The sequence below is a fragment of the Pseudarthrobacter sp. GQ63 genome (genome assembly GCF_059758765.1).
The window spans coordinates 41,630-68,226 of sequence record NZ_JCAXEF010000018.1 but is presented as its reverse complement, the minus strand read 5'-3'; the positions used below and the strand labels follow the sequence as shown (position 1 = coordinate 68,226).

Sequence of the window (26,597 nt, the reverse complement as noted above, 5' to 3'; positions counted from 1 at the left end):
ATCCTCCACTCCGAAGCAAATCCGTGTTTCAGGATTTTCATCGGTGGGAAGTGGTTCCCAACCTCTTCAGGAGCACTCAAAAGCGCTACCAGAATTGGTGTTGATTTTTGGGGGTTTGGCCGCCGTGGTTACCAGCTCTTCGCTGTCTCCCTCGCGGCGACTTAGAAAACAATACACCTGCTCCTGCTCCACCGCAAATCCCCCTGCCGGGAGGCCGCGATCCCCGCCATTCCGCGGCGAAACGGCCCATTGGCACCCCTGGAGGGCCATCCGCCGTCGCACTTCCTTTCTGTGTGCTGCAGCACAGTCCCAACGCCAGCCCCGGTATCGCAAGAGCACCCAGGCGCAACCACCCCAAACGGCGCCATTGCAAAAGGTCCGTTAAACCCAGAAGAGCCGGCAACCGTAAGGTTGCCGGCTCTTCTCAAGCAGCTGGTAGCAGCGGTGCTGGATTACCAGGAAGACTTGGTGATGCCCGGAAGTTCGCCCTTGTGGGCCATGTCGCGGAAACGGACACGTGAGATGCCGAACTTCTGGAAGGTGCCGCGGGGACGGCCGTCGATGATGTCGCGGTTACGCAGACGGATCGGGGACGCGTTGCGGGGCAGCTTCTGCAGGCCCAGGCGGGCTGCTTCGCGTGCTTCGTCGGTTGCGTTTTCGTCAACCAAGGTCTTCTTCAGCTCGAGGCGCTTTGCAGCGTAACGCTCAACGATGACCTTGCGCTGCTCGTTGCGAGCAATCTTGGACTTCTTAGCCATGTTTAGCGCTCCTCTCGGAATTCGACGTGCTGGCGGATCTTGGGGTCGTACTTCTTCAGGACCATGCGGTCCGGATCGTTACGACGGTTCTTGCGGGTTACGTAGGTGTAACCCGTGCCCGCAGTCGACTTGAGCTTGATGATCGGACGTACGTCCTTGTCCTTAGCCACTAGAGCTTCACCCCACGAGCCAGGATCTGGGCGACGACTACGTCGATGCCGCGTACGTCGATGGTCTTGATGCCACGTGCAGAGACCTGCAGCGTGACGTTACGGCGCAGGGACGGAACCCAGTAGCGCTTCTTCTGAATGTTCGGATCGAACCGGCGCTTGTTGCGGCGGTGCGAGTGCGAAATGCTGTGCCCAAAGCCCGGCTCGGCTCCGGTCACTTGGCAGTGTGCTGCCATGACTTCTCCTCAAGAATTGAAAGTAATGATCCGCATATCTGCTGCTGGACCATGCTGCTAAGGGCGACCCAAAAATGAAGAAGGGCAACGGTTAGTCACGCAACTTGAGCCCCTAACTACCGGCCACCCTGGAGAAATTACCGGGCAACCGGAGCAATTGCGCACGCTCCGCGCACTTAGCGCCTACCAAGTCTACGAGTTCACGCAATTAAAGACCAATCCGGCACCGGAGGGTGTATAAGCAGGCCCGTGGCTAGAGGCGAGTGAGCTCGGGGTACTTCGGCTTCAAGCCGTCGCCGGAGGACTTACCGGTCACCCTCCGGACAACCCAGGGACCGGCATATTCGCGGAACCAGCGGGCGTTTGCGCGGAGGGCGTCCACCCCGCTGAGTTCGGGCACGGGGGTCATGGGCGGGATGTCGATCGAGTGGTCGTGTTCCAGGACGTCCAGCACGCGCCTGGCCATATTGGCGTGGCCTGCCGCGGACATGTGCATCCGGTCCTGCGCCCACATGCCCCAGTCGTAGTACTCGCTGAAGCGCCAGTAGTCCACCAGGAGCGCGCCGTGGTCTCCCGCAATGCCCCGGACCAGTTCGTTGTAGATGGCTGTACGTCCCCGCATGGTGCTGAACACCTTCGAGCCGCGGGCGTCGAAACCCGTGAACATGACCACGGTGGCACCGGTGGCGCGCAGTTTGGCGATGGCGTCGTCGTACTCCACCAGGAGGTCGTCAATATCGATCCTGGGGCGGAGGATGTCATTGGCGCCCGCGTAGATGGTCACCAGGGTGGGGTTAAGTTCGACGGCGGCGTCCACCTGCTCAGCCAGGATGTGGCGGAGTTTCCTGCCGCGGATGGCGAGGTTGGCGTATCCGAAGCCAGGGTCAGCGGCGCCCAGCTGCTCGGCCACGCGGTCCGCCCAGCCGCGGACACCGTTGGGGCGGGCGGGATCGTCGTCGCCCACGCCTTCCGTAAAGGAGTCTCCGAGGGCGACAAACCGGGAAGTAAAGTCCATCCGGTTAGTTTGCCACCCGTTGCCGGGAGCAACCAACCAGCTGACGGGTGGCCTAGTTTTCCCGGAGGATCCAGTGGTCCGTGTCCAGCCGGCCAACCACCTTTTCGCCGATCCTCGCCAGGTCCAGGACGTCCTGCTCAGTGAGGGCATCCAGGAACAGGTCACGAACGTCCTCGACGTGCCCGGGCGCGAGCCCCACGATGGTGGCCATCCCTTCCTCGGTCAGATGGGCGGTGGTGACGCGGGCATCATGGGGATGCGGCCGCCGCTCCACCCAGCCGCGCTTCTGCAGTTTGGTCACCACGTGCGACAGCCGGGAAAGGGACGCGCTGCTGCGGGCGGCGAGCTCGCTCATGGGCAGGAACCGGTCTTCCGCCTCGGAGAGCATCGCCAGGACGGTGTAGTCGAAGAGCGAGAGCTTTCCCGCGGCGTGGAGTTTGGTGTCCAGTGCTGCCGGCAGCAGGGTGTTAATGCTTACCAGGGCCAGCCAGGCACGGCGTTCGTCGGCGTTGAGCCAGCGCGGTTCGGTCATGACCCTCATTCTACGAGAGCAGCGTGGTTGATTCTTCAACTAGGCCCCGCGGCGGCCGGTAGGCTGGGGCCATGTATGTTGTCTCCCTGAGCTACCGGGTTCCGCAGGACATCGTGGACTTCCATAACGCCGGCCACATCGCCTGGCTGCAGAAGGCTTTCGACGACGGCGTTTTCATTGCGGCCGGCCGCAAGGTGCCCAGGACCGGGGGCCTGCTGCTCTCGCAGGCGGACCGCGCTGTCCTTGATGCCTGCCTGGAGCAGGATCCGTTCTATACGAATGGCGTGGCGGACTTCGAGGTCATGGAGTTCCACGCGGCCAGGGTGGCCCCGGGTTACGAGATCCTGCTGGACAGCTGAGCGTCCTGGCGGTTTAGGCTTTCTCTTCTAGGGCCTGAAGGTAGTGGAGGGAACATCCGTTGCCAGCTTTTTCAGTCCGCCCTTCCGCGGCACTCTGACCGGCTCCGGCCAGCGCGGGCCCAGCTCATCCCCCAGGGTGACGCCGCGCAGCTTGCGGCCGAAGAGCGGCAGGACCCAGTCGCGGATCCAGCGCCGCTGCTGCCGCTCCCATTCCCGCAGGCTGTGCCGGGCCGGCGGTTCCCAGTCCTTGGGCCGGATCTTGTGCGGCACCCCCAACTGGTCCAGCACTTGCCCCGCCAGGTACTTGTGCCCTGCCTTGGACATGTGGAGCCTGTCGGAGTCCCACATCCGCCGGTCATGGAACGCATCCAGGCACCAGTAGTCCACCAGCACCGCCCCGTACTTCCCGGCGATGGCCCGGACGTGCTGGTTGTAGTAGGTGTTGCGTTTCCTGAGAGGCTCCAGCAGTGCGGACACCTTGACGTCAAACCCCGTGAAAAGCACCACCGTTGCCCCCGTTTCCGCCAGTGCGGCCACGAGCTTTTCGTAGTCATCCATGAGCGCGGCCATGTCCGTTTTCACGTCCAGGATGTCGTTTCCGCCTGCATACAGCGTGACCAGCGAGGGCCGCATTCGCAGCGCCGGCTCCAGTTGCTCGTTGACGATATGCCGGAGCCGCTTGCTGCGGATGGCAAGGTTCGCATAGCGCCACCCGGGCTGGGCCTTGGCCAGCTTCTCCGCCACCCGGTCTGCCCACCCACGGACACCATTGGGCAACCGCTCGTCCCGGTCCCCGACCCCCTCCGTGAAAGAGTCCCCCAGGGCGACAAACACCCGCCTCCCGGAGTCAGGGAGCAAAGGTTGAGCAGTCACCAGCCAAGGCTAACGACCACAGAAGAAGGAAGAACGACGCCGGGGTGAACAGGAAGTGCAAGAGCGTCCGCAAAAGACCCGCATCGAGTGCGAGAGCGTCCCCGAAAAACCGGCAGGATCTGATGGAGCGTTGCCGGTTGCGGCCTAGCCAGCAACGAGCCGGGGCTACCCTTCGGCCTTGCCCTGCCGCCAGTACCCCATGAACGCCACCTGCTTCCGGTCGATCCCGACGTCCCGGACAAGGTACCGGCGCATGTCCTTGATGACGGCGGCTTCGCCGGCGATCCAGGCGTAGAAAGGCATGGCGCCGGCCGGCATGCCCGGGTTCTTGGTGGCCTGGATCTCGGAAGTCTCCATCCGCGCCGGCGTCTCCCAGAGGATGTCCACGTCCACGTTGACGTCCTCCGGCTCGGGGCCGGCGCCGCCGTCGGCCGCTTTGATGCCCACCCAGCCGGGCACGGGCACGGCCTTGCGCACGGCCGCCTGGAGCAGCTCTCCGTGCGGCCGGGACCGCCCGATGGACGCCCCGCGCGCCAGCCAGGTGATGTCGACGCCGGCGGGTGAAGTCAATTCCCTGAAGTCACCGGCTTCAGGGACCTCCAGGAACGCGTGCCCGGTCATGTACTCCGGCAGGCTTTCCAGGATGGCGGAGATGGCGGGGACGGATGTCTCGTCACCGGCCAGCAGGATGCGCTGCGCCAGCCCGGGCCGCCATTCGATGCCTGAGTAGGTTTCGGCCGTGACGCAGTGGGCAGCCCTGTTGTTGGGGCCGATGATGGTGATTGCGTCACCGGGCCGGGCGTTGAGGGCCCAGTTCGCGGCCGGCCCGCCGTTGCCAGCGTCGTCAAAGTGCATCACGAAGTCCACGTCGATCTCCGGGTACACCGAATCCAGGCGGGCCTGGCGGACGGTGTAGGTACGCATGGAACCGCGCACGGCAGGATCCATGGCCAGCCATTCCCGGTACCAGCCGGCCTGGCTCATTTCGAACACCGGGAGGGGCAGGTGGGTGCCGTCCGACGCGAGGGACGGGATCATGAGCTTGATCCGGAGGTCCAGGGTGTCGCCGTGGACGCCGAAATCCCGCAGCGAGTATCCGCCGAACGTGATCCTGCGGAAATTGGGGCTGAGCTCCTGGACTGAGGTGACGGTGACTTCGAACGCCAGGGTCATGGGCTCCGTGGAGGCGATGTCGCGGGTTTTCATGAAACGAGCTCCAGTTCGTTGGCGGGGACGTGGTGGCGGCCGATGGGAATGATCAGGGGGGTGCCGGAGACGGGGTCCGGGATGACGCGCGATTCGAGGCCGAAAACGCTGCGGACCAGCCCTTCCGTGACCACTTCAAGCGGGGACCCGACTGCCACCACGGCGCCGCCCTTCATGGCGATCACAGTGTCCGCGTACCGGGCGGCCAGGTTCAGGTCATGCAGGACGATGGCCACGGTGGTGCCGCGCTGGCGGTTCAGGTCCGTCACGAGGTCCAGGACCTCCACCTGGTGCGCGAGGTCCAGGTAGGTGGTGGGTTCGTCCAGGAGGAGAACGTCGGTCTCCTGCGCAAGGGCCATGGCGATCCAGACGCGCTGCCGCTGCCCGCCGGAAAGTTCGTCGACGTTCCGTTCGGCGAGGGCAAGGGTCTCGGTCGCTTCGAGCGCGCGCTGCACGGCGGTTTCGCCCCGTTCGCTCCAGCTGCGGAAGAAGCCCTGGTGGGGGTAGCGGCCGCGGCCCACCAGGTCCCTGACCGTGATGCCGTCCGGGGCAGTGGGGTGCTGTGGAAGGAGGCCCAGGGTACGGGCCAGTTCACGCGCCGGAAGGGAGTGGATGTCCTTGCCGTCCAGGGTTACGGCACCGGCCGCCGGCTTGAGGAGCCGGGACAGCCCGCGGAGGAGCGTGGACTTCCCGCAGGCGTTGGCGCCCACGATCATGGTCACCTTCCCCTCCGGAATCTCGGCGCTGAGGCCGTCCACCACGCAGCGCTGGTCGTACTTCAGTGTCAGGTCCTTGGCGTTGAGTACTGCCACCTCAGGCATCCTTTCGGTTGGCCGTGACCAGGAGCCACAGCAGGAACGGGGCACCGAGCGCACCGGTGATAACGCCCACCGGCAGAACGGTGCCGTCCAGCAGCAGGGGGGCCACGTTGGCGGCCACGTAGTCGGCCGCCAGGACAATCACGGCGCCCACAAGGGCCGACGCCGGGAGGCTGGCTTTACCGGTGAAGCGCCGGGCGATGGGACCGGCCAGGAAGGCGACGAACGAGACCGGCCCGGCTGCCGCCGTCGCCACCGCTGCCAGCGCGACGGCGGTGATCACCAGTGCCAGCCGGGTGGCACCTACCCTGATCCCCAGTCCGGCGGCGGCGTCGGGGCCGAGCTCCAGGATGCGCAGCGGTCCTGCGATGGCAACCACGGCGGGGAGCAGGACGGCGAGGGCCAGGGCAAGGACGCCCGCGCGGTCCCAGCTGGCGGAGTTCAGGGAACCGTTGAGCCAGACCAGGGCGTCCGCCGCGGTGCGGATGTCCGCGCGGGTCATCAGGAAGTTGACCACTGCGTGCAGTGCTGCGGCGATGCCCACACCGGCCAGGATGAGCCGGTTCCCGGCAGCATCGCCCCGGCCGCTTCCGCGCAGGGTGCCGCCGCTGGAAATGGCGTAAATGATGGCTGCCACGCCCAGCGCACCGCCCAGGGCCGCGCCGGAAACCGCTGCCCCGGATGCGCCGAAGACCACGATGGCAGTCACCGCCGCAGCGCTGGCCCCGTAGCTGATGCCGATGACGTCGGGACTGGCCAGCGGGTTGCGGAGCATGGTCTGGAACAGGGCGCCCGCCAAACCGAACGCGACCCCGATCATGGTGCCGATGACGGCCCGCGGCAGCTTGTTCTCCATCACGATGAAGCTGGCGCCGGGGATCTTTTCACCGCCGGTCAGGTGGGCGATGAGGATCCTGAAGAAGTCCGGGATGGTCACCGTGTAGCTGCCCAGCAGGACGGACACGGCGAACAGGACCACGACGACGGCGGCCAGGAGTGCGGTCCGGTTCAGCAGCAATCGTTTGCGGCGTTGCCCCGTTAGGCGTTGGCCTGTCAGGTGTGGCCCCCCGGACCCTGTTTTGGGACCTCCCGGCGACAGCTCGACGCGGGATGTGGTGATGGTCACAGTCCGGCCCCCTTGCCGCGGCGGATCAGCCAGACGAAGACGGGTGCTCCGACGAGGGCGGTCATGATGCCGGCCGGGACTTCGCCGGGCAGGAGCACCACGCGGCCGATGATGTCCGCGCCGAGGAGGAGTGCCGGGGCCAGGACCAGGGAGAAGGGGAGGATCCAACGGTAGTCCGGGCCGGTGAGGAAACGGACGGCGTGGGGGATGACCAGGCCCACGAAGGCGATGGGCCCGGCAAGCGCGGTGGCGGATCCGCACAGCAGCACAATGCCGAGCGCGGTGACGGCGCGGGACAGGCCTACCCGCTGGCCCAGGCCCCGGGCGATGTCGTCGCCCAAGGCCAGGCTGTTGAGGATGCGGCCGGTCAGAAGCACAATGAGGGCACCGGCGGCCAGGAAGGGCAGTCCGGAAAGCACCACGGACCAGTCGCGCCCTGCGATTCCGCCCACCTGCCAGAAGCGGAAGCGGTCCAGGGTGTCCTGGCTGGAGACCAGGATGACGTTCATCAGGGAGTAGAGGCCCGCGTTCAAAGCGGCGCCCGCCAGGGCGAGCTTCACCGGGGTGGCCCCGTCCCTGCCGAGCGAGGCAATGAGGTACACCACGACGGCGGCGGCAGCGGCCCCCACGAAGGCGAACCAGATGTAGCCGGGGAGCGAGCCGACGCCGAAGACGTAGATGCCGGTCACCACGGCGAGGGCCGCACCGGCGTTGACGCCCATGATGCCGGGGTCGGCCAGCGGGTTGCGGGCCACGCCCTGCATTGCTGCGCCGGCGAGGCCCAGCGCGCCGCCCGCCAGCAGGCCAAGGACGGTGCGGGGGATGCGGGCGTGTACCACGGCATGGTCGCCGTTGGCGGGATCAAACGCGGTAAGCGCCTGCCAAACGGTGGCTAGGGGAAGCCCCCGCGCACCGATAGCGAGGGAGGCCCCGGCAAGCAGGGCAAGTACGACGACGGCGGCCAGCAGCCAGGCGGCGCGCGGCCCCCCGAACGCGCGGCCGCGGGTTCCGCCAGATGCCGGTCCCGGCACCAAAGTGCCGGGACCGGGCTCACGGCGCGCCGCCGTCGTCGTACTCTCCGTCATGGAACTGTGCCTACTTCACCGCGTCCGCTGCGCCCGCCAGCTGCGGCAGGAACGTGTCCAGCGACCACGGCAGGCTCAGCGGGGAGGAAGCGGAGATGGAGAGTGTCAGGGTGTTGTCCGAGTCGGCCACCAGGGCACCGTTCTTGATGGCGGGGATCTGGCCCAGGAGGGGGTCCGACTTGATGGACTCGGTGGTGGCGGCGTCCGGAACCCAGGTCACGAAAATATCGGACTCGAGCTCGTTGGCCTTCTCAGCGGACCAGGGGATGAAGAATTCCTTGGAGCCCTTGGAATTTTCCTCAACCACGGGAGCCAGCTGCATGCCGATCTCGGAGAGGAAGCGGGGACGGTTGTCATTGGCGGTGTAGACATTGACGCCCTCGGCCGATGCCGGCTCCAGGTTGCCGTAGATGAAGCTCTTGCCGGTGATCTGCGGGTACTCGGCAACCTTTTCCTTGATGGTGGCCTCGGTGTCGGAGACCAGCTTTGCTGCTTCGGCATCCTTGCCGAGGGCTTTGCCGATGATGGAGGTGGAGTCCTGCCAGGAGGTTCCGTAGGCCAGTTCAGGGTGGGCCACCACCGGCGCGATTTCGCTGAGCTTCTTGTAATCCTCCTCGGTGAGGCCCGAGTACGCGGCAAGGATGACGTCCGGGGTGAGCTTGGCGATCTCGGTGAAGTTGATGCCGTCCGCCTCGGAGTACTGCACCGGGGCTTTGTCCGAGCCGAAGCCGGCGCCGAGCTCTTCGAGCGCCGCGTCCTTCCACGGGGTGGAGCCCTGCTCGTTGCCGCCCCATTCGTTCTTGGGCACGCCCACCGGCACAACACCGAGGGCAATGGCGACGTCGTCATTGACCCAGGAGACAGTGGCCACCCGCGTGGGCTGCTCCTCGATGATGGTTTCGCCGTAGACATGCTCGATGGTGACGGGGAACTGCGAGCTGCTGGAGCTGGAGGCGCTGGTGTCGGCGGAGGAGGACGCTGGTCCTGTGGAGCAGGCGGACAGGGTAAGTGCCGCGGCGGCCAGGACGGCCGTGGCCTTGCCGGCTGATTTGAACAGCGTGCGGCGCGTGGCGCTCGGCCCGGGGAAGAGGGGGGAAGTCACGGAACTCCTTAAGTCATGAAGCGAACTTAAGTAAGGCTAGCCTACCCTCCAGTTCATTACGCAACGTTTCCATGCCTTATTCCCTTTCGTGACGAAGGACACAGCCCTGCCCCCGCCGACCCTCTCTCACTTAATGCAGGAAATCCCCAAACGCTCTATCGCCGGTGAGAGAGCGTTTGGGGAAATGCCGCATTGTGTGAGAGAGGGTCGTGGTCAGCGGTAGGAGAAGCTCATCAGCAGAGCTTTCAGGGTTCGGCCTTCAGCACCCCAGTACCAGGCTTTCGCCTCCTCATCATTGGCGAACGGCGTACCGGTGAACACCACGTCTGCAGACAGGATGCGCTCGCCGAGCATGATGAGCCCGTCCTGCACCTTCCCGTCCGGCGAGACGGGCAGTCCTGCAGTGAGCCCCATTCGATAATTGGCAGCGCCGCCACTGCGGTCCACGAAGAACGACGAATGGGGCGTTGGGACGGACTTCCCCACCAGTCCCGGTACCGGGTCCGTCTCGAGTACGGTCCGGTCGGCCGCGCTGGCCACGACGTCGGCGATTTCTCCGGTGTAGACGCTGACCCGCAACTGGCCGGCGGGATCGTACACCGACGCAGTCCCCACGAACGGCGAGGCGGATGCTTCGAAGAGCTCCACCCGCCAGTCGGCCGGGTGCTGGAAATAGAGCCGGCCGTCCGGGAAGGTGAAGGTTGCCGTGGCGGCGGCGGGAGCGGTGGAGGCGGGGGCGGACGACGGCGACTGGCTCGCCGCGGGTGCCTGAACGGCAGGGCTTTCGGGAGTGCTCCCGCTCCCCGCCGGACCGCCAGCCGCGCAGGCCGAGAGGAACAGTACCGCGCCGGCGATTGGCGCGGAGAAGAGGGCGGTGGAAAGGAGGGCGGTGCGTTGCGGCGGGCGCATGGGAGGGCCTTTCAAGAGGACGCCATCGTTCTCTTGGGGAACAGGGCGGAACCCAGCATTCCGCAGTACCTATGGGATTTACTCAGGCGGATGAGGTGGTAAAGCCCAGAGTGGCACAGCAGAATTACCCGTCACCAGAGCTTCCGCAATAAATCCATCAATTTGTTATATAGGCCTGGTCAGGGCGTTCAGCGCAGGACAATGTCCACCGGGTTCGCTTCCGACCGCCATGCCCCCTCTTCGCCCGGCCTCGGTGTAATGACCGGTGCTGTGAGCACTCCCGAGCGGTTGGTGCGCTTGTCCCGGAGGATTTCGGTGACGGAACCAAGATGCCGGGAGAGGTCAATGACGTTCTCGGGGGCGGCCAGCAGCAGCTGGAACCCGAATTCGTGCAGCGCCTTGATCCCGGCGCCCGCGAACTCCTCGGAAGCAAGCACAAAGGCCTCGTCCATCATCACGGTGCCGTACGTGGTGAAGCCCTGCTCCGCGATGCCCAGCTGGTAGCTCAGCGCGGCAGCCATAATGAAGGCCGTGAACCGCTGGCGCTCCCCGCCGGACATGGATCCGGTATCCGCGTGCATGAACACCTCGGACTTCTTCGCTCCACCCTTCTTGCCGGACGCCGGCTGGGCAACTTCGCGGTGCTCCTTGCACTGGATGAACAGGTGCCCGCGCACGTCCAGCACCTCGGCCCTCCACCGCCGGTCCTCCGGCGCCTGCGAGCCCAGCCGCTTCACCAGCGTCTCCAGAGACTTGTAGCGGGCGGTGAGCTCGGCGTCGTCGTCCCTTTCCACGCCTGCTTCCCCTGCAGACACTGTCCTGGACGCTTCGGATTTGGCCGGGCGGGAATGCCGGGCCTTCAGGGCGCTCTGGATCGCGTCCTTGAACTGCTTGGCCGTGGGAGGCAGCGTCTGCTTGATGTCCAGTTCAAGGAAACTCCCCTCGTGGAAGTTGACCTGCGACAGGATGCCGTTCAGCGGCAGGATGCGGCTGGTGATGGAGCGCCGCTCCTCATCCAGCAGGTGCAGCAGCGTGCTGAAGGACTCGTGCGTGCGCTGGTTGAAGAACTGGCGGAACTCCGCTTCCTGGGCCGGGAGGCCATCGCTCACGATCGCGTGGTAGCGCGTCTCAAACTCGCCGGCAGCACCGATCGTGGTGCCGTGGTCTGCCGAGATGGCGCTCCCCCAGTCACGCACGAACGCCTCGAAGATGCGTGTAAGCCGCTCGGCGGTGGCCTGCCCGCGGGACTCGGCCGTGTGCAGTTCCGCCAGCAGGGCGGTGCGCACCCGGTTGGCGAGGTTGTCCAGCTCGTGCATCTCCGTCACATCGCCGAAATCGGCAAAGTACGGTTCCAGCGCAGTGACGGTGGCGTCCGACGGCGGCGACTGGGCCAGGCGCTGGCGGGCACCTTCCAGCAGGGAATCCGCAGCGGTCAGCTGCCGGTCCAGTGCCTTGTACTCGCTCTGCAGCACGGCGGCGGCCTCGGTACTGGACTGGTGTTTCTGCCGCACGTCCTCGATGCTGGCGCGCAGCGGTTCCAGGTCCGCCTGTGCCGCCAGGGCATCCTTCAGCCGCTGCTCGAGCCGGGCGAGCTCCTCGGCCGCGACCGCCGCCGACACCTGGTCCCAGGAACGGTGGTCCTCAGCGATGCGGCGCAGGGCCTCAAGCTGCCGGGCCATGCCCTGGTGCGAGTCTTCCCGGCTCTGCGCCAGCTCTGCCGCCTTGGCCACTTCCTGCCGCAGGTCCTCCGCCTGCCCGGCAACAAGTTCCAGCTTGGCGGCGTTGTCGAACCCGAGGACGTAATCCTGCCGGCTGGTGAAACGGTCGTCCTTTTCCACGGTGTGGCGGTTGCGCTTCACCACGCCGCCCAGGCTGAGGCCGCGGTCCAGTGAGGCCAGCTCGTCCGGGTCCTCTACGCAGGGGTAGGCGAAGTCCAGTGCGATGCGCTCACGGATCCAGGAGCCTGCCTCGGCCGCGACGCCCGTGGTGAGGATGTCCAGCTTGGTCAGCAGGTCGCCGTCGCGCACGTCCTCAAGCGCCAGCGCGCCGCCGGACAGTGGCTTGGACACGTCCACGGCCCGCAGCGCGCCGCGCACGGCGTGACCGTTGAGGTACCGGGTGACTGCCGCGAAGTGCTCGCCCGGCACCAGCAGCGTGGTGGCCAGGTTGCGGAGCGCCCGCTCGGCGGCCGGGCGCCACTTCTCCTGCCCCTCGGCGAGGTCCATCAGTTCACCGGCGAACGGCATCCGGTCCTCCGGGATGCCGGTTGCGGCGGCAATCGCGGCCCGGTTTTCAATGCTCGACGGCGGCAGCAGCGACTTGCGCGTCTTCAGGGACACGAGTTCCTGCTCAGCCGCGGCCAGTTCGCGCTTCTTGGTTGCGTGCGCGTCGAAGGCCTCGAAGCGGAGTTCCTGGAGGGCCTGGGAGTCGCTGTTGAGCTCCGCGGACCTTGCTGCCGCCTGCTCGTGCGCCTGCTCCCAGCCGCCCTCGGTCCAGTCAAGCTGCAGGCCGGCGTCAGCCAGCGCCTGGCGCGCCGTCTCCTCCACCTGCTGGCGGAGCTTCAGCCCAACACGGGCGTTTTCCAGGGACTGCTCGATCGCGGAGATGGCGTTGCCGCCCTGGTTGTTGTAATCCGCTTCCAGCTGGCGCAGGTCCTTGGCCAGGCCGTCCCGGACAGTCCGCTCAGCACCCAGCTCCTTGGCCTTCGCCTGGGCCAATCCCTTGAAGCGCTCAAGCAATCCCTGGTGGACCGTGACGGCCAGCTTCTGCTTGTAGGCCTCGAACTCCTCGCCGGCGAGGTCCCGCAGCCTGTTTGCGTCCAGCAGCGCCTGCGCATACTCCCGGTTCAGCCCGGGAACCGGGGCCAGCTGGTCCCGCTGCTGCCGGACGTCCTCCAGCCGCTGCCGGATGGACATCAGGTTGCTGAATTCCTCCACCACGTCGTCCGCCGCCGCGAGGGTGGCCGGGGCGTCCAGGACCTGGTCGCGGAAGAACGTGTTGACGCTGCCGCCCAGGCCCTTGCCGGCCTGGATGACGCGCAGGAGCGGAAGGGCCTGGTCCGAGTTGATGCCCAGCAGCCGGCGGAACCGCTCGGCGAAGGCCTTGTGGACGTCGAAAACCTGCGCATCGGGAAAGATCGTCTCCAGCGCAGCCTTGGTGAACCGCTTGTCCGCGATGCCTTCGAGGGCTTCCAGGTCCAGCGGGTCATGGTCGATGACGTAGAAACGTCCGACGCTCGACTCCGTGCCGTTCTTGGGGAGATCGAACAGTGCCGAGACGGTCACCCGCGTGCCGGCCGCGTTATCGAACGTCAGGGCGACGGCGGACCACGTGGCGCCCGGTCGCTGGAAGGCACTCGCCGAGCCCTCACCCACAGCCTTGTCCCCCACCTTGCCCCGCATGTAGGTGAAGGTGGTCCGCTTGTCCTCAACGGCTCCGCCCGAACGCTGGGCAGCGGCCTCGTTGGACCTGGGCCGGGCATCGAAGACCCGCAGCATGGCATCGAACAGCGTGGACTTGCCCACGCCCGAATTACCCGTCAGCAGCGTGCCGTTGCGGTCCACGTGCATCGTGTGGGCTCCGTGGAACGTGCCCCAGTTGACCACCTGCACCAGGGCAAGGCGCATCTGGCCGGGATTTATCAGCTCACCCATCGGGAGCATGGAAGCGATGCTCACTGGGCGTCCTCCGTGTCCGTGTCGCTGTCCGGGGACGCGGCTGCTCCGTTGTCGAACTCCAGGAGCGCCTCCGTGCCCGCGGGGTCTGTGGTTGCTGCCACCAGGGCCTCTATCTGGGCGGGGATGTCGCCGATGTTCTCGAACGGGAGGGCCAGGGGCAGGGCGTTGGAGATGGTGTAGACGTCGTCCAGTCCTGTGGGGAGGAGGAGCTGGCGGGCCAGGAGCTTGGTGATGGCCCTGTTCACCACGTCCGAGTCCCGCAGGGCGTCCTGCTGGCCGGCGGGCTGGTAGTGCGCCACCAGGTCGGCGATTTCCTCGCGGGTGATGGTGGGGTCGGTCTGCGCGGTGACGTGGCGGTCCAGCAGCAGGCGCAGGCGGAGCAGCACGATGGTCTCCACCCGGCTGAGGGCGCGCTGCTGCCGCAGGATGCTGGAGCGGGTGCTGCCGCCGATTGCGTCGGGGTCCACCGGGCGCAGGACGGCGATCTTGCGCTCATGGTCCAGCTCCATGGTGAGGAACAGCTCGGACAGCCGGCTCCGCAGGATCACCTGGTTGTCCAGCAGGACAGTCCAGAGCTTTTCGTCCCGGCCGCCGTCCACATAGGGGCCCTTGAGGAGCTTCACCAGCGCCTGCCGCACCTTCATGAACAGCACTCCGGTATCGCCCGGGAAGAGCGCGGCGCCGTCAACGAACGTGTCGCGGGGCATGACGGCGAAAGGCCGCTCCGCCGTCGTCGTCGTTGTCTCTTCAGTCATCAGGATCCTTTGGAAGCGTGACCAGCGGCAGGTAGGCCCTGCGCGTGGTGCCGTCTATCTGTTCGTAGTCCAGTGCCTCAAGGCCCTGCTTGTCGAAGCCAGCGCCGGCGTGGAGGGCGTGCGAGAGGAGCGCGCGGATGGTGTTGATGTGCTGTTCCCCGGGCGGCAGCTGCTGCCACGCCTCGGAAAGGGTGGAAGCGCCGGCCAGGGCGGCCCGCACCACTTCCGGCTTCGCCTTGCCGGTCCTCGGCGAGCGCACCCGGTCGGAGTCGCTGAAGGCGATGGGATCGGCCAGTTTGGGCGGGGCGGCGAACTCGTCGGGATCGAAGAGCTTCACCATGGACAGCGATTCGAACCCCGCGTTGAACAGGACCGGACCGGGGACCAGGCCAGGGCGTTCCCGCTCATACGGAAGGGACCTGATGGCCTGCTCGGCCTCCCGCAGGACCTGGCGGAGCCGGACGGACTGGCGGAAGTCGTCACTCTGGACGTAGGTATTGAGGCTTTCGCTGAGCTTGCCGTAGATCCGCTGGATCTGGCTGTGCTGCTGGCGCAGTTCCGCCACCAGGTTCTTCAGGGTTTCCCGGTCCTCCGGCGACAGGTCGTCGGCGAACTGCCGGCCCAGGACCTCCCCGATGGCGGACCTAAACCGCAGTTGCTGCTGCGGATCCTCGAGGAAGGCGGTGAAGGACCGGAACGTCCTGCCCTCCGGACTTTGCCGGAGGCGTTTGTCCGCCTCCAGCACCTGGGCCATGGTGGCGCCCTTGGTCAGCGACTCCTCGATGATCTGGTTGCGCAGTTCGCCCACCAGTTCCTCGATCCGGTCACGCATCTTCTTGTAGTCGGCGGGCAGGCTCGCCGCCAGGTCCAGAATGTTTCCCGCGGCCTCCACCGCCTCGTCGTCATCCAGCAGTCCGTCGAACTCGCCGCTGCTGATGTCCTGGATCAGCTGCTGGCGTTCTTCGATCTCCTCTTCCAGGGACTCCAGCCGGGCGCTCTGGTCCGGGTTGGTCTCGTTGGCAAGCTTTTCGACGTCCCCCAGCAGCGTGCCCAGGCGGGACCCGTTGAGCGTGGACCGTTCGCTGGAGAGGCTGTCCAGGAACGCCAGCACGCGTGCCGCGGGTTCCGTCACCTCGTAGACGATCTGGCCGGACTGGTTGCGCCGCGTCAGGAACTGGCGGCGCGTCCATTCGTCGCCAAAGGACTTCCCGTTCGCCCCTCCACCCAGCCCGGGGTCCTGGCGGCGGAGCTCCTCAAGGAAGGAGTCGACGTCGGCATGGAATTCCTCCAGCGGCAGCTGCGGCCGGGTGCGGGTAAAGGATGCCTGCAGTACCGCGATCACCCAGGGGGCCGAGCGCGTCAGCGCCCAGGCAGGTCCTTTAGTGAGGAGTTCGAGGTCCCGAAGCCGGGCGCTGATGGCATCAGCGGATGACCTGGCGGAGCGGGGCACGCACTCTCCTTGGACTGTTTGCGGGGGCTGGGCGGCGGCCTGGATCGGAAAACCGCCAACTACAAGGTTAACGCAGGCGCCGCGACCACTCCGTGACCTACTTGGCGGTAGTGTTTCGATCCCATATCAACAGGGCTTCCGGGCGGCTGTGGCTCTGGCTGGAAAGGGAGGCTCCCCCTACGCTCGTGCTACTGGTCTCAACCAACTCTTAACACATGCAACGTCGCAGCAGGGGGACTCATGCCGTTCGATCTGACAGCAGTGGACAACGCCACTTTGGTGTTCGTGGGCACGCTCGTATTCGGGTTTATCCTGGCCGCTTTCGTCCTGGTCTCGGGACTGGTGGCACTAGTCCTTCTGGGGGCCGGAAAGTTGAGCTGGACGCTGGCGTCCAAAACGCTCCTGGCCGTGGTCCACGGGATCAATGCAGGGTGGGACAGGCTGGTGCACCACGCTGCCACGGTGGACGTTGCAGGCGATTTCCAGGCCCAGGCATCCCCTAGCACCGGAACCTACCCGCGGGTAATCTTGAGGGACAGCTGAAGGGTTCTCCAACCCGGCGGATCCATGGCTACACCGGCCAATCCGGCCAAGGAGATGACCCATGAGCTCCGCCACTGACAGCCCCGCAACAAGCCCTGCCACCGGCCTCCCCACCTCCACAGGTCCGGCAACAGACTCCCCCGCAGAGGAAACCCCCGTACCCGCCGGCAAGATCGGCGCCGGCGTCACGGCTGATGAGGCCCGCGCCGTGGCCGAGGCCGCGCGGGAATCCGGCTGGGAGCGGCCCAGCTTCGCCAAAGGCCTCTACCTGGGCAGCTTCGACCTCAGCCTGGTCCACCCCTGGCCCACCCCGGACCCGGCCTCCGTGGAACGGGGCGAAGCGTTCATGGCCCGTTTGCTGGAGTTCGCCGGCACCTTGGACGGGCGGGTGATCGAGCGTGAGGACAGGATCCCCGACGACTACATCCGGGGCCTGGCGGACCTGGGTGTTTTCGGGATGAAGATCCCCCGGGAATATGGGGGCCTGGGCCTGTCCCTGGTGTACTACGGCCGCGCACTGGCGCTGCTGGGCAGCGTGCACCCGAGCCTCGGCGCACTCCTCTCGGCACACCAGTCAATCGGGGTGCCCGAACCGGTGAAGGTATTTGGCACCCCGGAACAAAAGCGCGAGTACCTGCCACGATGCGCCGCCGGTGCCATCACCGCCTTCCTGCTGACGGAACCTGACGTGGGCAGCGACCCCGCCCGGCTGGGCAGCACTGCAACGCCCACGGACGACGGCGAGGCGTACCTTCTGGACGGCGTCAAGCTGTGGACCACCAACGGGGTGATTGCGGAACTGGTGGTGGTGATGGCCGTGGTGCCGGCCCACACGGATGCTGACGGCACCCGCCACAAGGGCGGCATCAGCGCCTTCGTGGTGGAAATGGACTCGCCGGGCATCACGGTGGAAAACCGGAATGCGTTCATGGGCCTGCGGGGCATCGAAAACGGCGTGACCCGGTTCCACCAGGTCCGGGTGCCGGCCGCCAACCGGCTGGGCCGCGAGGGGCAGGGCCTGAAGATCGCGCTTACCACCCTGAACACCGGACGGCTCTCCATTCCGGCGCTGTGCGTGGCGTCGGGCCGCTGGAGCCTGAAGATCGCCCGGGAATGGTCCAACGCCCGGACCCAGTGGGGCAGGCCGGTGGGCGAGCACGAGGCCGTGGGCAAGAAAATCGCATTCATCGCCGCCTCCGCCTTCGCCCTGGACGCGGTCTTTGAGCTCTCCGCCGAACTCGCCGACGCCGGCCAGAAAGACGTCCGGATCGAAGCCGCCCTGGCCAAGCTCTGGGCCACGGAGATCAGCTGCCGCATTGCCGATGAACTGGTCCAGATCCGGGGCGGCCGCGGCTATGAGACCGCGGAATCGCTGGCGGCACGCGGCGAGCGCGCCGTTCCGGCGGAGCAGCAACTGAGGGACCTGAGGATCAACCGGATCTTCGAGGGCTCATCGGAAATCATGCGGCTGCTGATCGCCCGGGAGGCGGTGGATGCGCACCTGGCCGCCGCGGGCGACCTTGCGTCGCTGGACGCGAGCCTGTCCGACAAGGCGAGGGCCGCCGTCGGGGCTTCCGGCTTCTACGCCCGGTGGCTTCCCAAGCTGGTGGCCGGTGCCGGCATGGACCCGCGCTCCTACAGTGAGTTCGGGCGGCTGGCCAAGCAGCTGCGCTTCGTGGAGCGTTCGTCACGGCGCCTGGCGCGCCAGACGTTCTACGGGATGGGCCGCTGGCAGGCGAAACTCGAACGGAAGCAGGCGTTCCTGGGCAGGGTGGTGGACATCGGCGCCGAGCTGTTCGCCATGACCGCCTGCTGCGCCCGGGCAGAGATGCTGCTGCACACCGCACCCGAAAAGGCCGCCAGTGCTTATGAGCTCGCGGAAGCATACTGCGAGCAGGCCAGGGTGCGTGTGGACGAGTACTTTGACCAGCTGTGGCGGAACACGGACGACGCGGACCACTCCCTCACGCGGAAGGTCCTCGCCGGGGACTACGCCTGGCTGGAGGAAGGCGTCCTGGACCAGTCCGAAGGGACCGGTCCGTGGATCGCTGACGCCTCCCCCGGGGCCTCCCGGCGGGAAAACCTGCACCGTAAATACCGGTGACGCCACAGGTCACGACATAGTAAGCATCCTTGCTATCACTGGTGGGTGATGCTTGAGTGGAGCCATGAGTAGCTCAACAGACCCAGAGAACCTGCCCCCGAGGCGTGCCCGCGAGGATGTTGACCGAACCGGGAACCGCCGCGACGATGCCGTTGGCGGCGAGCCCACCCGCTCCTACCCGCAGGTGCCGGCAAGCGATGCCACGCCGACCTCCACCTATGACCGGGTGCCGGACCGCACAGGGCGGGCCGGTGCCTCCGCCGAGCGGGAGTACGTTCCCACAGCTTCCGCGCCGGCTGTTGATCCCAACCTGACCGACCGGCAGACCGCCGTGGCCCGGGAAAAGGAACAGTTCGGCGGCATCAAGGTGGGGTCCGCGTTCTTCGGCTGGCTGACTGCCACCGGCATGGCCGTCCTGCTCACCGCCTTTGTAGCGGCGGCGGGAACGGCTGTAGGCCTGGCCACCAACACCGATGTCAATGAAGCTGTCAGCCAGGCAGCCCAGAACCAGGGCACGGTGGGACTGGTGGGCATTATCGTCCTCCTGGTGATCCTGTTCCTGTCCTACTACTCCGGCGGGTACGTGGCAGGCAGGATGGCGCGCTTCAATGGCGCCAAACAGGGCCTCATGGTGTGGATCTGGGCGCTGATCGTGGCGATCCTTGTGTCCATCCTGGGCCTGGTGGCAGGGCAGCAGTTCAACGTGCTGGCCAACCTCAACAGCTTCCCGCGGATCCCCATCAACGAAGGGCAGCTGACCACCACCAGCATCATCGCCGCCGTTGTGGTGGCTGCGGTTGCCCTCATTGGCGCCGTCCTCGGCGGACTCGCAGGCATGCGGTTCCACCGCAAAGTTGACCGGGCCGGCTTCACGCCGGACAGTGCCTACGACGACGAGTAGTCAGGCGTGGACGTCTCCGTCCACGTAGAACCAGCGGCGGTTTTCCCGCACGAACCGGCTGGTCTCGTGGAGGACCCCGCGGCTGCTGCCGTACCGGTAGTGCGCTGTGAACTCCACGATGCCCTCGGTATCCAGCGGTCCTCCGCCAGATGTGGAGAGGATGTCCAAGCGCCGCCACTCCATCCCCGGATCCAGCTCCAGCTCCGCAGGCACTGTACGGGGGTGCCAGGTGCGCATCAGGTAGTCCGCGTCCAGCAGTGCGAAGGCACTGTAGCGGGAGCGCATGAGTTGCTCTGCGGTGGCAGCATCCGCCGCACCCCGGTGGAAGCGTCCGCAGCACTGCCCGTATTGCTCCCCGGACAGGCACCGGCAGTTTTCCTGGTCCATGGATACCGTCATGCAAAAGATGCTGTCACACGCGGTAACAGCTTTGCTACAACCCGGGGCGCGCCCCTGCGTCCGGCGGCACTGCACCCCAAAAATCCGTAAGGTGGAGAGGGAGCGGGCGCTTTGGCGGTGATGGGCCCGGGTGGGCCCTGCTGCCGGCAGAGAGGAGAGATGACGTGGAGAATCCGGATACGCTCATCCTCAACCTGACGTTCCTGGGCACCGTGGGCGTTGCATTCCTGATGTTCCTTGTCCTCTTTCTGCTGGGGGTCATCACCCTGGTCCTGGCGGGGCTTGGCCGCCTGGCGGCCGCGGTGCTGATGGCCTTGTTCGGCCGGCGCTCGCGAAAAGAATCCCTTCCCCTGGTGCGCTTCACCGGACCTGCCGGGAGCCAGCAGCAGGCGTCCGACGACGGCGCTGGCGCGGCGTCCGCAGCAGGCCCGGCACGCGCCGGGCTGCTTGCACGCGCCTTCCGCAAGCGGGCCGGGAAGACTCCCCGTGACTGGCGCGCGGCGCTGCAGCCCACACACCTGAAAACGACGCTGCGCACCGCCGTCGAACACCACCCCGCGCTGACCGCCGCCCGCCGCGAACCGCCGGCCCTCGCGGAGGACTGGGCCAACGCCGTTGCGGACGCGGACGCCCGGGCAAAGGCCAAGGCACGCGCGGCTGCGCCGGACATCAAGCTTTCAGTGCGGGATTTGCCCGATCCCCAGGTACCGGCAGAAGAAGTTGCGGAAGTGGCCCCGCTGGTGGAGTCCGCACTGGATAACAGCCGCCCCTCGCGGGAGCTGCCCCGGTCATTCAAGAAGCCACAGGTCCCCCACGTCCTGGCGCCGCTGGACACCGGATCGCTGGTGTCCCTGTCCGGCCCGGCGCAGATCAGCAGGGCCGCAGCGGAGGCAGCCAGGGAAACCGGTTCCAAAGGGTCTGCTTCGAAGGGCAGACAGCCCTTACCCTGAGCAACCATCTGGGTTAGCGTGAAACCCATGGAATTCAGATACCTCGGAAACAGCGGATTCAAAGTCTCGGAAATCACGTTCGGCAACTGGCTGACGCACGGGTCGCAGGTGGAGAACGACGTCGCCACCCAGTGCGTGCGGGCAGCGCTCGACGCCGGCATCAGCACGTTCGATACAGCTGACGTCTACGCCAACACGGCAGCGGAAACGGTCCTGGGTGCAGCGCTGAAGAACGAACGGCGTGAATCCCTGGAAATCTTCACCAAGGTCTATGGACCCACCGGCCCCAAGGGCAAGAACGATCTTGGCCTGTCCCGCAAGCACATCATGGAATCCATCAACGGCTCGCTGCGCAGGCTGCAGACGGATTATGTGGACCTCTACCAGGCCCACCGGTACGACTTCGAGACGCCGCTGGAAGAGACCATGCAGGCGTTTGCGGACATCGTCCGGCAAGGCAAGGCCCTGTACATCGGTGTCAGCGAGTGGACCGCAGACCAGCTCCGGGAGGGGCACAAGCTGTCCAGGGAGCTAGGTTTCCAGCTGATCTCCAACCAGCCCCAGTACTCCATGCTGTGGCGGGTTATCGAGGCCGAGGTCGTGCCGGCGTCGGAGGAGCTGGGCGTGTCCCAGATTGTCTGGTCCCCCATGGCGCAGGGCGTGCTCAGCGGCAAGTACCTGCCCGGCCAGCCTGCACCTGAAGGCAGCCGCGCCACGGATGGCAAGGGTGGCGCGAAGATGATCGAGCGCTGGATGCGCGACGACGTCCTGGCCGGCGTGCAGGACCTCAAGCCCATCGCCGAGGAAGCGGGCCTGTCCATGCCGCAGCTGGCCGTGGCGTGGGTGCTGCAGAACCCGAACGTTGCCTCGGCCATCGTCGGCGCCTCGCGGCCGGAGCAGATCGCGGACAGTGTGGCGGCGGCAGGCGTGAAGCTTGAACCGGAGATCCTGAAGAAGATCGACGACGCCATCGGATCGCTGGCTGAGCGGGACCCTGCACAGACCAAGTCCCCCGCTGCGCGGGAAGCCTAGGACGGCCTGTGACGTCCGCAGCGGAACTGCCTGACTTCACTGGCCTCGGCGTCACCGGGTCCACCGGCGGACTGGGCGGGATGGTGGCTCGGGAACTGGCCGCGCTGGGTTCCGCCCAGCGGCTGCTGGTCCGGGATCCTGCCCGCGCACCCGAGTTGGACGGTGCCACGACCGCCGTGTGCAGCTACATGGACTCCGCGGCGGCCCGGCAAGCCCTGGACGGCGTGAAAGTCTTGTTTATGGTGTCCGCCGCAGAAACGGAGGACCGCGTGCAGCAGCACACCACCTTCATCGACGCCGCGGCAGGCGCCGGGGTGCAGCATGTGGTGTACACGTCCTTCTACGGCGCGGCGCCCGATGCCACCTTTACCCTGGCCCGGGACCATTACGCCACGGAGGAGCACATCCGGGCGTCCGGCATGGACTTCACGTTCCTGCGGGACAACGTCTACCTGGACTTCCTGCCGCTCCTGGCCGGGGAGGACGGCGTGATCCGCGGACCTGCCGGCAAGGGCGCCTTCTCGGGGGTGGCCCGCGAGGACGTCGCCCGCTGTGCGGTGGCCGTCCTGCGCGACCCCGCCATCCACAAGGGCGCCACCTACAACCTGACGGGCCCCGAGGAACTTACCCTGGCCCAGGCCGCGGACATCATCACGGAGAGCACGGGCCGCACCGTCACCTACCAGCCGGAGACGGTGGAGGAGGCCTACGCTTCGCGGGCCTCCTACGGCGCACCTCCCTGGCAGGTGGACGCGTGGGTAAGTACCTATACCGCCATCGCGGCGGGGGACATGGCGGGGATTTCACCGGATGTCCACGGGCTCACCGGCGAGGACCCCATCAGCCTGCGCGAGTTCCTGGCCAGGCCTGTCCTCTGACTCCCCCGGGAGGGGCGTTGACGTGCCGGCAGGGCGGGCGTAGACCTGTGGACAGGGGACGTTCGAGCCGGCCGGCAGGAGTGGCACCACCATGAAACAGATCTTCACGCACCAGCAGTCCGCGGGCCCAGCCGCAGCGGCGGAAAGCCCCGCTGGGCACACGGCCGGGCCCACCACCGGCCCGATCACCCGGGAGGAACTCCAGCTGGGGGCCCGCAACCACTCCATGCCGCTCGAGGCCCTCCGCCGGGACATCACCCCACCGGGGCTGCACTACGTCCTGACCCACTTCGACATCCCGGACATTGACGAGTCCTCCTGGCACCTGCGGATCAGCGGTGCGGTGGACATGGCCATGGAGCTGACCATGGCCGCCCTGCGCAGGGACCCCGTCATCACCGTGCCCGTCACCCTGGAGTGCGCCGGGAACGGACGGTCGCTCCTGGAGCCGCGGCCGGTCAGCCAGCCGTGGCTCCTGGAAGGCGTGGGCACCGCGCACTGGACAGGCGTACCCCTGGCCTACCTCCTGGGAAAGGCGGGCGTCCACCCGCACGCCGTCGAAGTGGTGTTCACCGGGGTGGACGAGGGCGTCCAGGGCGGCGTCCCCCACCGCTACGCACGCAGCCTGCCGATCCATGAGGCGCTGCGTCCCGACGTCGTCCTTGCCTACGCGATGAACGGCAGCGAACTGCCGCCCCAGCACGGCTACCCGCTGCGGCTGGTGGTACCCGGCTGGTACGGCATGGCCAGCGTGAAATGGCTGCAATCCATCGAAGTGGTGACCACCCCGTTCAAAGGCTTCCAGCAGGAGGTCGCCTACCGCTACCAGGAATCAGCGGACGACGCCGGCACGCCGGTTTCGCGGATCAGGGTGCGTTCGCTGATGGTTCCGCCGGGCATCCCGGACTTCCTGACCCGCAACCGGATGCTGAAACCCGGGCCGGTGCTGCTGCAGGGCAGGGCGTGGTCCGGCGGGGGTGCCGTCACGTCGGTGGAGGTGGGCGTCGACGGCGCGTGGCTGCCGGCCCAGCTCGACAAGCCTGCGGGCGGATACGCGTGGCGGAAGTGGACCATGCCGTGGGTGGCGGACGCGGGCGAGCACGTGCTGTCCTGCCGTGCCACGGACTCAACCGGTGCCACCCAGCCCCTGGAGCAGAACTGGAACTACCAGGGAATGGGCAACAACGTGGTGCAGCGCATCAGTGTAACGGTTGGGTAGCCGGGCGGCCCGGCTGGTGCTGGAGCCGCCAACAGGTCCGGCGCCGGGAAAGCGGGCCGGGCTATACTCGGTGCCAGCCATGACCAGCCTTCCTTCCTCCCCCGCCAGTGTCCGCATCGACGCGTGGTTGTGGGCTGTGCGCGCCTACAAAACCCGCTCCGCGGCTACCGCTGCCTGCCGGGCGGGCCACATCCGGCTCAACGGCAGCCCGGCCAAGGCATCCGCGACGCTGGTCACCGGCGACACGGTCACCATTCGGATGTCAGGCTACGAACGCATCCTCGAGGTGCGCCGGCTGATCAACAAGCGCGTCGGGGCTGAACCGGCTTCGCACTGTTTCACCGACCACACGCCGCCGCGCCCGGTCGCCCCCGCGCTTGGCCTGCCGCAACGCGACCGGGGTGCCGGCCGGCCCACCAAGAAGGACCGCCGCGAGATGGAACGGCTCCGCGGTTCGGCGTGACGGGCCTGGTCCTTGCCAACGTGCGGATACCCGGGGGCGCCGCACTGTACAGCGTGCACATCAGTGACGGCCGTGTAAGCCGGCTCGGCGCAGGTGGTGAGGCCCCGGGCGGCGCGCACGTCATCGACGCCGGTGGACGCTGCCTGATTCCGGGGCTGTGGGACGAGCACGTCCACATGACCCAGTGGGCGCTGCATGCGAACCGCATTGATCTCTCCGGTGCCGTCAGCGCCCAGGATGCGGCCGCCGTCGTACGTTCTTCGATGCCCGGCGCCGATCCGGCGGTGACCGCCGTTGGCGTCGGCTTCCGTGACGCCCTGTGGCCGGACACGCCCTCCCTGGCGCTGCTGGATGAGGCAACCGGCAGCCGGCCCACCGCACTGGTCAGCCACGACCTGCACAGCGTGTGGCTCAATACCGCTGCGGCCAGGCGGTACGCGGTTCAGGTGGACGCCTCCGGGCTGCTGCGCGAGGACCCGGCCTTTGCCCTGACCCGGGAGCTGGGCCGCCTGCCCGACGCCGTGGTGGATGCCTGGGTGGCCGGAGCCGCCAGGGCGGCTGCTGCCCGCGGCGTGGTGGGCGTGGTGGATTTCGAGATGACATGGAACCGGGACCCGTGGCTTCGGCGCATTGCCGGCGGCTTCGATGCCTTCCGGGTGGACGCCGGTGTCTACCCTGCCGACCTTGAGCGCGCCGCGGCCGTGGGCATGAGGACCGGGCAGGAGGTCGACGGCGGCAAGGGGCTGCTGCGGGTGGGGCCGCTCAAGGTGCTTATTGATGGGGCGTTGAACACCCGCACCGCCTATTGCGTGGATCCCTACCCCTTTGGCGGGCATGGGCTCCTGACGGTGGAGCCGGAGGAGCTCCTGGCGCTGCTGGAGCGGGCCAGGGACACCGGATTCCTTCCCGCCGTCCACGCGATCGGGGATGCGGCCAACCAGGTGGCCCTCGACGCTTTCGCACGGGCCGGGGTTGGCGGGCGGATCGAGCACGCCCAGTTTGTCCGCCGGGAGGACCTGGCGCGTTTCGGTTCCTTGGGGGTGCTGGCCAGTGTCCAGCCTGTCCATGCCCTGGATGACCGTGATGCCGCGGAGACCAACTGGCCCGGGCGGACTGACCGCGCCTTCCCGCTGCGTTCCCTGCTCGACGCCGGGGCATCGCTGCTGCTGGGCTCGGATGCACCCGTGGCCCCGCTCGATCCTTGGGCTGCCATGGCGGCGGCCACCGTGCGGGCCCGCGATGACGGGCGCGGGCCGTGGCATCCCCAGGAAGCCATTACCCGCCGGCAGGCGCTGCTGGCTTCGAGCCGGGGGCGTTCGCGGGTGCGCGTGGGTGATCCTGCCGACCTGGTACTTCTTGACGAGGATTCCATTGCAGCGCCGACCGACGTGTTCGCTGCGATGCCGGTGGCTGCCACGCTGGTCGCCGGGCGTTTTACGTACGACGGCGGCCTGGCGTAGGTCGGGCTGCGGGCTCACGCCTTGGTGCGTGCCCTCACGAGGTTGGCAAACGGGAGCCTTCCGTGTTCCTCAACGAAGGCCGTGTGGTAGTCCGCTTCTGCCTTGGTGAGGTGTTCCGCCGGCAGTTCCTTCCAGGCGATCAGCAGCTGGTCCGCGTCCGCGAGCTGCCAGACCAGCCGGCCGTCCCAGTGCCCCGGCGGCTTGCCCTGCCCGAAGTCCAGGAACTCCTGGACCTGCCGCCGGAGGCCGCGGTTGCCCTTGCTGCCGGGACCTGCCTTGCCCAGGTAAAGGACGACGGCGGCGTCCACCCATTCGGCGGCGAGGGCGGGCCCGGGCAGCGACGGGTCCTTCTTCTTGAAGACGCCCGCGGTGCTCTTCTTCAGGAAGCGGGGCTGGAACCCTTCCGGCGCCAGGACGGCGAAGACGCCTGTACCCTGCGGGATCCGCATGGCCTCGAGCGACCCGACGGGACGGAAGCCCGCGAACCCCTCGGCTTTCAGGCCCTTTCTGGTGAACTGCATTCCCTCATTCAACAGCACGCGTGACGGCCACTTGGCTTATCCCGGCTTATCCACAT

The 26,597-nt window shown here is 67.2% G+C and carries 27 protein-coding genes; 10 read left to right on the top strand and 17 right to left on the bottom strand.

Annotated features, from left to right (window positions below; all coding sequences use genetic code 11):
* Positions 1-452: 452 nt before the first annotated feature.
* From rpsN to AC6CHP_RS19475, 5 genes are all read right to left on the bottom strand, one after another.
* A complete protein-coding gene (rpsN, locus tag AC6CHP_RS19495; RefSeq protein ID WP_009358853.1) occupies positions 453-758 on the bottom strand; it encodes a 30S ribosomal protein S14 in 306 nt (101 codons plus the stop codon).
* Between the two features lie 2 nt (positions 759-760).
* A complete protein-coding gene (rpmG, locus tag AC6CHP_RS19490) occupies positions 761-928 on the bottom strand; it encodes a 50S ribosomal protein L33 (RefSeq protein ID WP_013602737.1) in 168 nt (55 codons plus the stop codon).
* Positions 928-1,164, bottom strand: a complete 237-nt coding sequence (gene rpmB, locus AC6CHP_RS19485; protein WP_013602738.1) for a 50S ribosomal protein L28 — start codon at positions 1,162-1,164, stop codon at positions 928-930. The genes rpmG and rpmB overlap by 1 nt, the downstream gene beginning before the upstream one ends.
* A 253-nt stretch (positions 1,165-1,417) precedes the next feature.
* A complete protein-coding gene (locus tag AC6CHP_RS19480; RefSeq protein ID WP_188732445.1) occupies positions 1,418-2,179 on the bottom strand; it encodes an SGNH/GDSL hydrolase family protein in 762 nt (253 codons plus the stop codon).
* A gap of 52 nt (positions 2,180-2,231) precedes the next feature.
* A complete protein-coding gene (locus tag AC6CHP_RS19475; RefSeq protein WP_188732444.1) occupies positions 2,232-2,711 on the bottom strand; it encodes a MarR family winged helix-turn-helix transcriptional regulator in 480 nt (159 codons plus the stop codon).
* 71 nt (positions 2,712-2,782) lie between these two features.
* Between AC6CHP_RS19475 and AC6CHP_RS19470 the strand changes: the two genes are divergently transcribed.
* Complete coding sequence (locus AC6CHP_RS19470) at positions 2,783-3,070, top strand: YciI family protein (RefSeq protein WP_188732443.1); 288 nt, start codon at positions 2,783-2,785, stop codon at positions 3,068-3,070.
* 27 nt (positions 3,071-3,097) lie between these two features.
* Here AC6CHP_RS19470 and AC6CHP_RS19465 read toward each other — a convergent pair whose 3' ends face one another.
* From AC6CHP_RS19465 to AC6CHP_RS19420, 10 genes are all read right to left on the bottom strand, one after another.
* Positions 3,098-3,943, bottom strand: a complete 846-nt coding sequence (locus tag AC6CHP_RS19465; RefSeq protein ID WP_188732442.1) for an SGNH/GDSL hydrolase family protein — start codon at positions 3,941-3,943, stop codon at positions 3,098-3,100.
* A 165-nt stretch (positions 3,944-4,108) separates the two neighbouring features.
* Positions 4,109-5,149, bottom strand: coding sequence for a siderophore-interacting protein (locus tag AC6CHP_RS19460; protein WP_188732441.1), 1,041 nt, complete (start codon positions 5,147-5,149; stop codon positions 4,109-4,111).
* Positions 5,146-5,961, bottom strand: a complete 816-nt coding sequence (locus AC6CHP_RS19455) for an ABC transporter ATP-binding protein (RefSeq protein ID WP_498231701.1) — start codon at positions 5,959-5,961, stop codon at positions 5,146-5,148. Before AC6CHP_RS19455 ends, AC6CHP_RS19460 begins: the two co-directional genes overlap by 4 nt.
* A gap of 1 nt (position 5,962) precedes the next feature.
* Entirely contained in the window at positions 5,963-6,985 is a 1,023-nt protein-coding gene (locus AC6CHP_RS19450; RefSeq protein ID WP_188732448.1) for a FecCD family ABC transporter permease, read from the bottom strand.
* A gap of 104 nt (positions 6,986-7,089) precedes the next feature.
* On the bottom strand, positions 7,090-8,178 hold the full coding sequence (locus AC6CHP_RS19445) for a FecCD family ABC transporter permease (RefSeq protein WP_498231699.1): 1,089 nt from the start codon (positions 8,176-8,178) through the stop codon (positions 7,090-7,092).
* 10 nt (positions 8,179-8,188) lie between these two features.
* Positions 8,189-9,280, bottom strand: coding sequence for an iron-siderophore ABC transporter substrate-binding protein (locus tag AC6CHP_RS19440; RefSeq protein ID WP_498231697.1), 1,092 nt, complete (start codon positions 9,278-9,280; stop codon positions 8,189-8,191).
* 213 nt (positions 9,281-9,493) lie between these two features.
* Positions 9,494-10,189 carry a hypothetical protein gene (locus AC6CHP_RS19435; protein WP_498231695.1) on the bottom strand — a complete coding sequence of 232 codons (696 nt, stop codon included), beginning with the start codon at positions 10,187-10,189 and terminating at the stop codon, positions 9,494-9,496.
* Positions 10,190-10,377: 188 nt separating this feature from the next.
* Entirely contained in the window at positions 10,378-13,866 is a 3,489-nt protein-coding gene (locus tag AC6CHP_RS19430) for an ATP-binding protein (protein WP_498231693.1), read from the bottom strand.
* On the bottom strand, positions 13,863-14,621 hold the full coding sequence (locus AC6CHP_RS19425) for a DUF4194 domain-containing protein (RefSeq protein WP_498231691.1): 759 nt from the start codon (positions 14,619-14,621) through the stop codon (positions 13,863-13,865). The genes AC6CHP_RS19430 and AC6CHP_RS19425 overlap by 4 nt, the downstream gene beginning before the upstream one ends.
* On the bottom strand, positions 14,614-16,071 hold the full coding sequence (locus AC6CHP_RS19420; protein WP_188732434.1) for a DUF3375 family protein: 1,458 nt from the start codon (positions 16,069-16,071) through the stop codon (positions 14,614-14,616). Before AC6CHP_RS19420 ends, AC6CHP_RS19425 begins: the two co-directional genes overlap by 8 nt.
* A 240-nt stretch (positions 16,072-16,311) precedes the next feature.
* Here AC6CHP_RS19420 and AC6CHP_RS19415 point away from each other — a divergent pair, with 240 nt between their 5' ends.
* The 3 genes from AC6CHP_RS19415 to AC6CHP_RS19405 all read left to right on the top strand — a co-directional run bounded on the left by AC6CHP_RS19415 (position 16,312) and on the right by AC6CHP_RS19405 (position 19,619).
* Positions 16,312-16,614 carry a hypothetical protein gene (locus AC6CHP_RS19415; protein WP_104189940.1) on the top strand — a complete coding sequence of 101 codons (303 nt, stop codon included), beginning with the start codon at positions 16,312-16,314 and terminating at the stop codon, positions 16,612-16,614.
* A 61-nt stretch (positions 16,615-16,675) separates the two neighbouring features.
* Positions 16,676-18,718 carry an acyl-CoA dehydrogenase family protein gene (locus AC6CHP_RS19410; protein WP_498231688.1) on the top strand — a complete coding sequence of 681 codons (2,043 nt, stop codon included), beginning with the start codon at positions 16,676-16,678 and terminating at the stop codon, positions 18,716-18,718.
* Between the two features lie 64 nt (positions 18,719-18,782).
* Complete coding sequence (locus tag AC6CHP_RS19405; protein ID WP_188732433.1) at positions 18,783-19,619, top strand: TIGR04086 family membrane protein; 837 nt, start codon at positions 18,783-18,785, stop codon at positions 19,617-19,619.
* On the opposite strand, the gene AC6CHP_RS19400 is transcribed toward AC6CHP_RS19405, so the two are convergent.
* The gene (locus tag AC6CHP_RS19400) at positions 19,620-20,018 is read right to left on the bottom strand and encodes a YchJ family protein (RefSeq protein ID WP_188732432.1); all 399 of its coding nucleotides are present in this window, start codon (positions 20,016-20,018) and stop codon (positions 19,620-19,622) included.
* 164 nt (positions 20,019-20,182) lie between these two features.
* On the opposite strand from AC6CHP_RS19400, the gene AC6CHP_RS19395 reads away from it, so the two are divergent.
* The 6 genes from AC6CHP_RS19395 (at position 20,183) to AC6CHP_RS19370 (ending at position 26,020) form a co-directional block, all read left to right on the top strand.
* Positions 20,183-20,968 (top strand): hypothetical protein, encoded by a 786-nt coding sequence (locus AC6CHP_RS19395; RefSeq protein WP_188732431.1) that lies wholly within the window; start codon positions 20,183-20,185, stop codon positions 20,966-20,968.
* A 27-nt stretch (positions 20,969-20,995) separates the two neighbouring features.
* A complete protein-coding gene (locus AC6CHP_RS19390; RefSeq protein WP_188732430.1) occupies positions 20,996-22,000 on the top strand; it encodes an aldo/keto reductase family protein in 1,005 nt (334 codons plus the stop codon).
* 8 nt (positions 22,001-22,008) lie between these two features.
* Positions 22,009-22,878: an SDR family oxidoreductase gene (locus AC6CHP_RS19385; protein ID WP_498231685.1), complete on the top strand. Its 870-nt coding sequence runs from the start codon at positions 22,009-22,011 to the stop codon at positions 22,876-22,878.
* 91 nt (positions 22,879-22,969) lie between these two features.
* Positions 22,970-24,097: a sulfite oxidase gene (locus AC6CHP_RS19380; protein ID WP_377195771.1), complete on the top strand. Its 1,128-nt coding sequence runs from the start codon at positions 22,970-22,972 to the stop codon at positions 24,095-24,097.
* Positions 24,098-24,176: 79 nt separating this feature from the next.
* Positions 24,177-24,560, top strand: a complete 384-nt coding sequence (locus tag AC6CHP_RS19375) for an RNA-binding S4 domain-containing protein (protein ID WP_498231683.1) — start codon at positions 24,177-24,179, stop codon at positions 24,558-24,560.
* The gene (locus AC6CHP_RS19370; RefSeq protein ID WP_498231681.1) at positions 24,557-26,020 is read left to right on the top strand and encodes an amidohydrolase; all 1,464 of its coding nucleotides are present in this window, start codon (positions 24,557-24,559) and stop codon (positions 26,018-26,020) included. Before AC6CHP_RS19375 ends, AC6CHP_RS19370 begins: the two co-directional genes overlap by 4 nt.
* Before the next feature lie 14 nt (positions 26,021-26,034).
* On the opposite strand, the gene AC6CHP_RS19365 is transcribed toward AC6CHP_RS19370, so the two are convergent.
* Positions 26,035-26,541, bottom strand: a complete 507-nt coding sequence (locus AC6CHP_RS19365) for a hypothetical protein (protein ID WP_188732427.1) — start codon at positions 26,539-26,541, stop codon at positions 26,035-26,037.
* Positions 26,542-26,597: the final 56 nt, after the last annotated feature.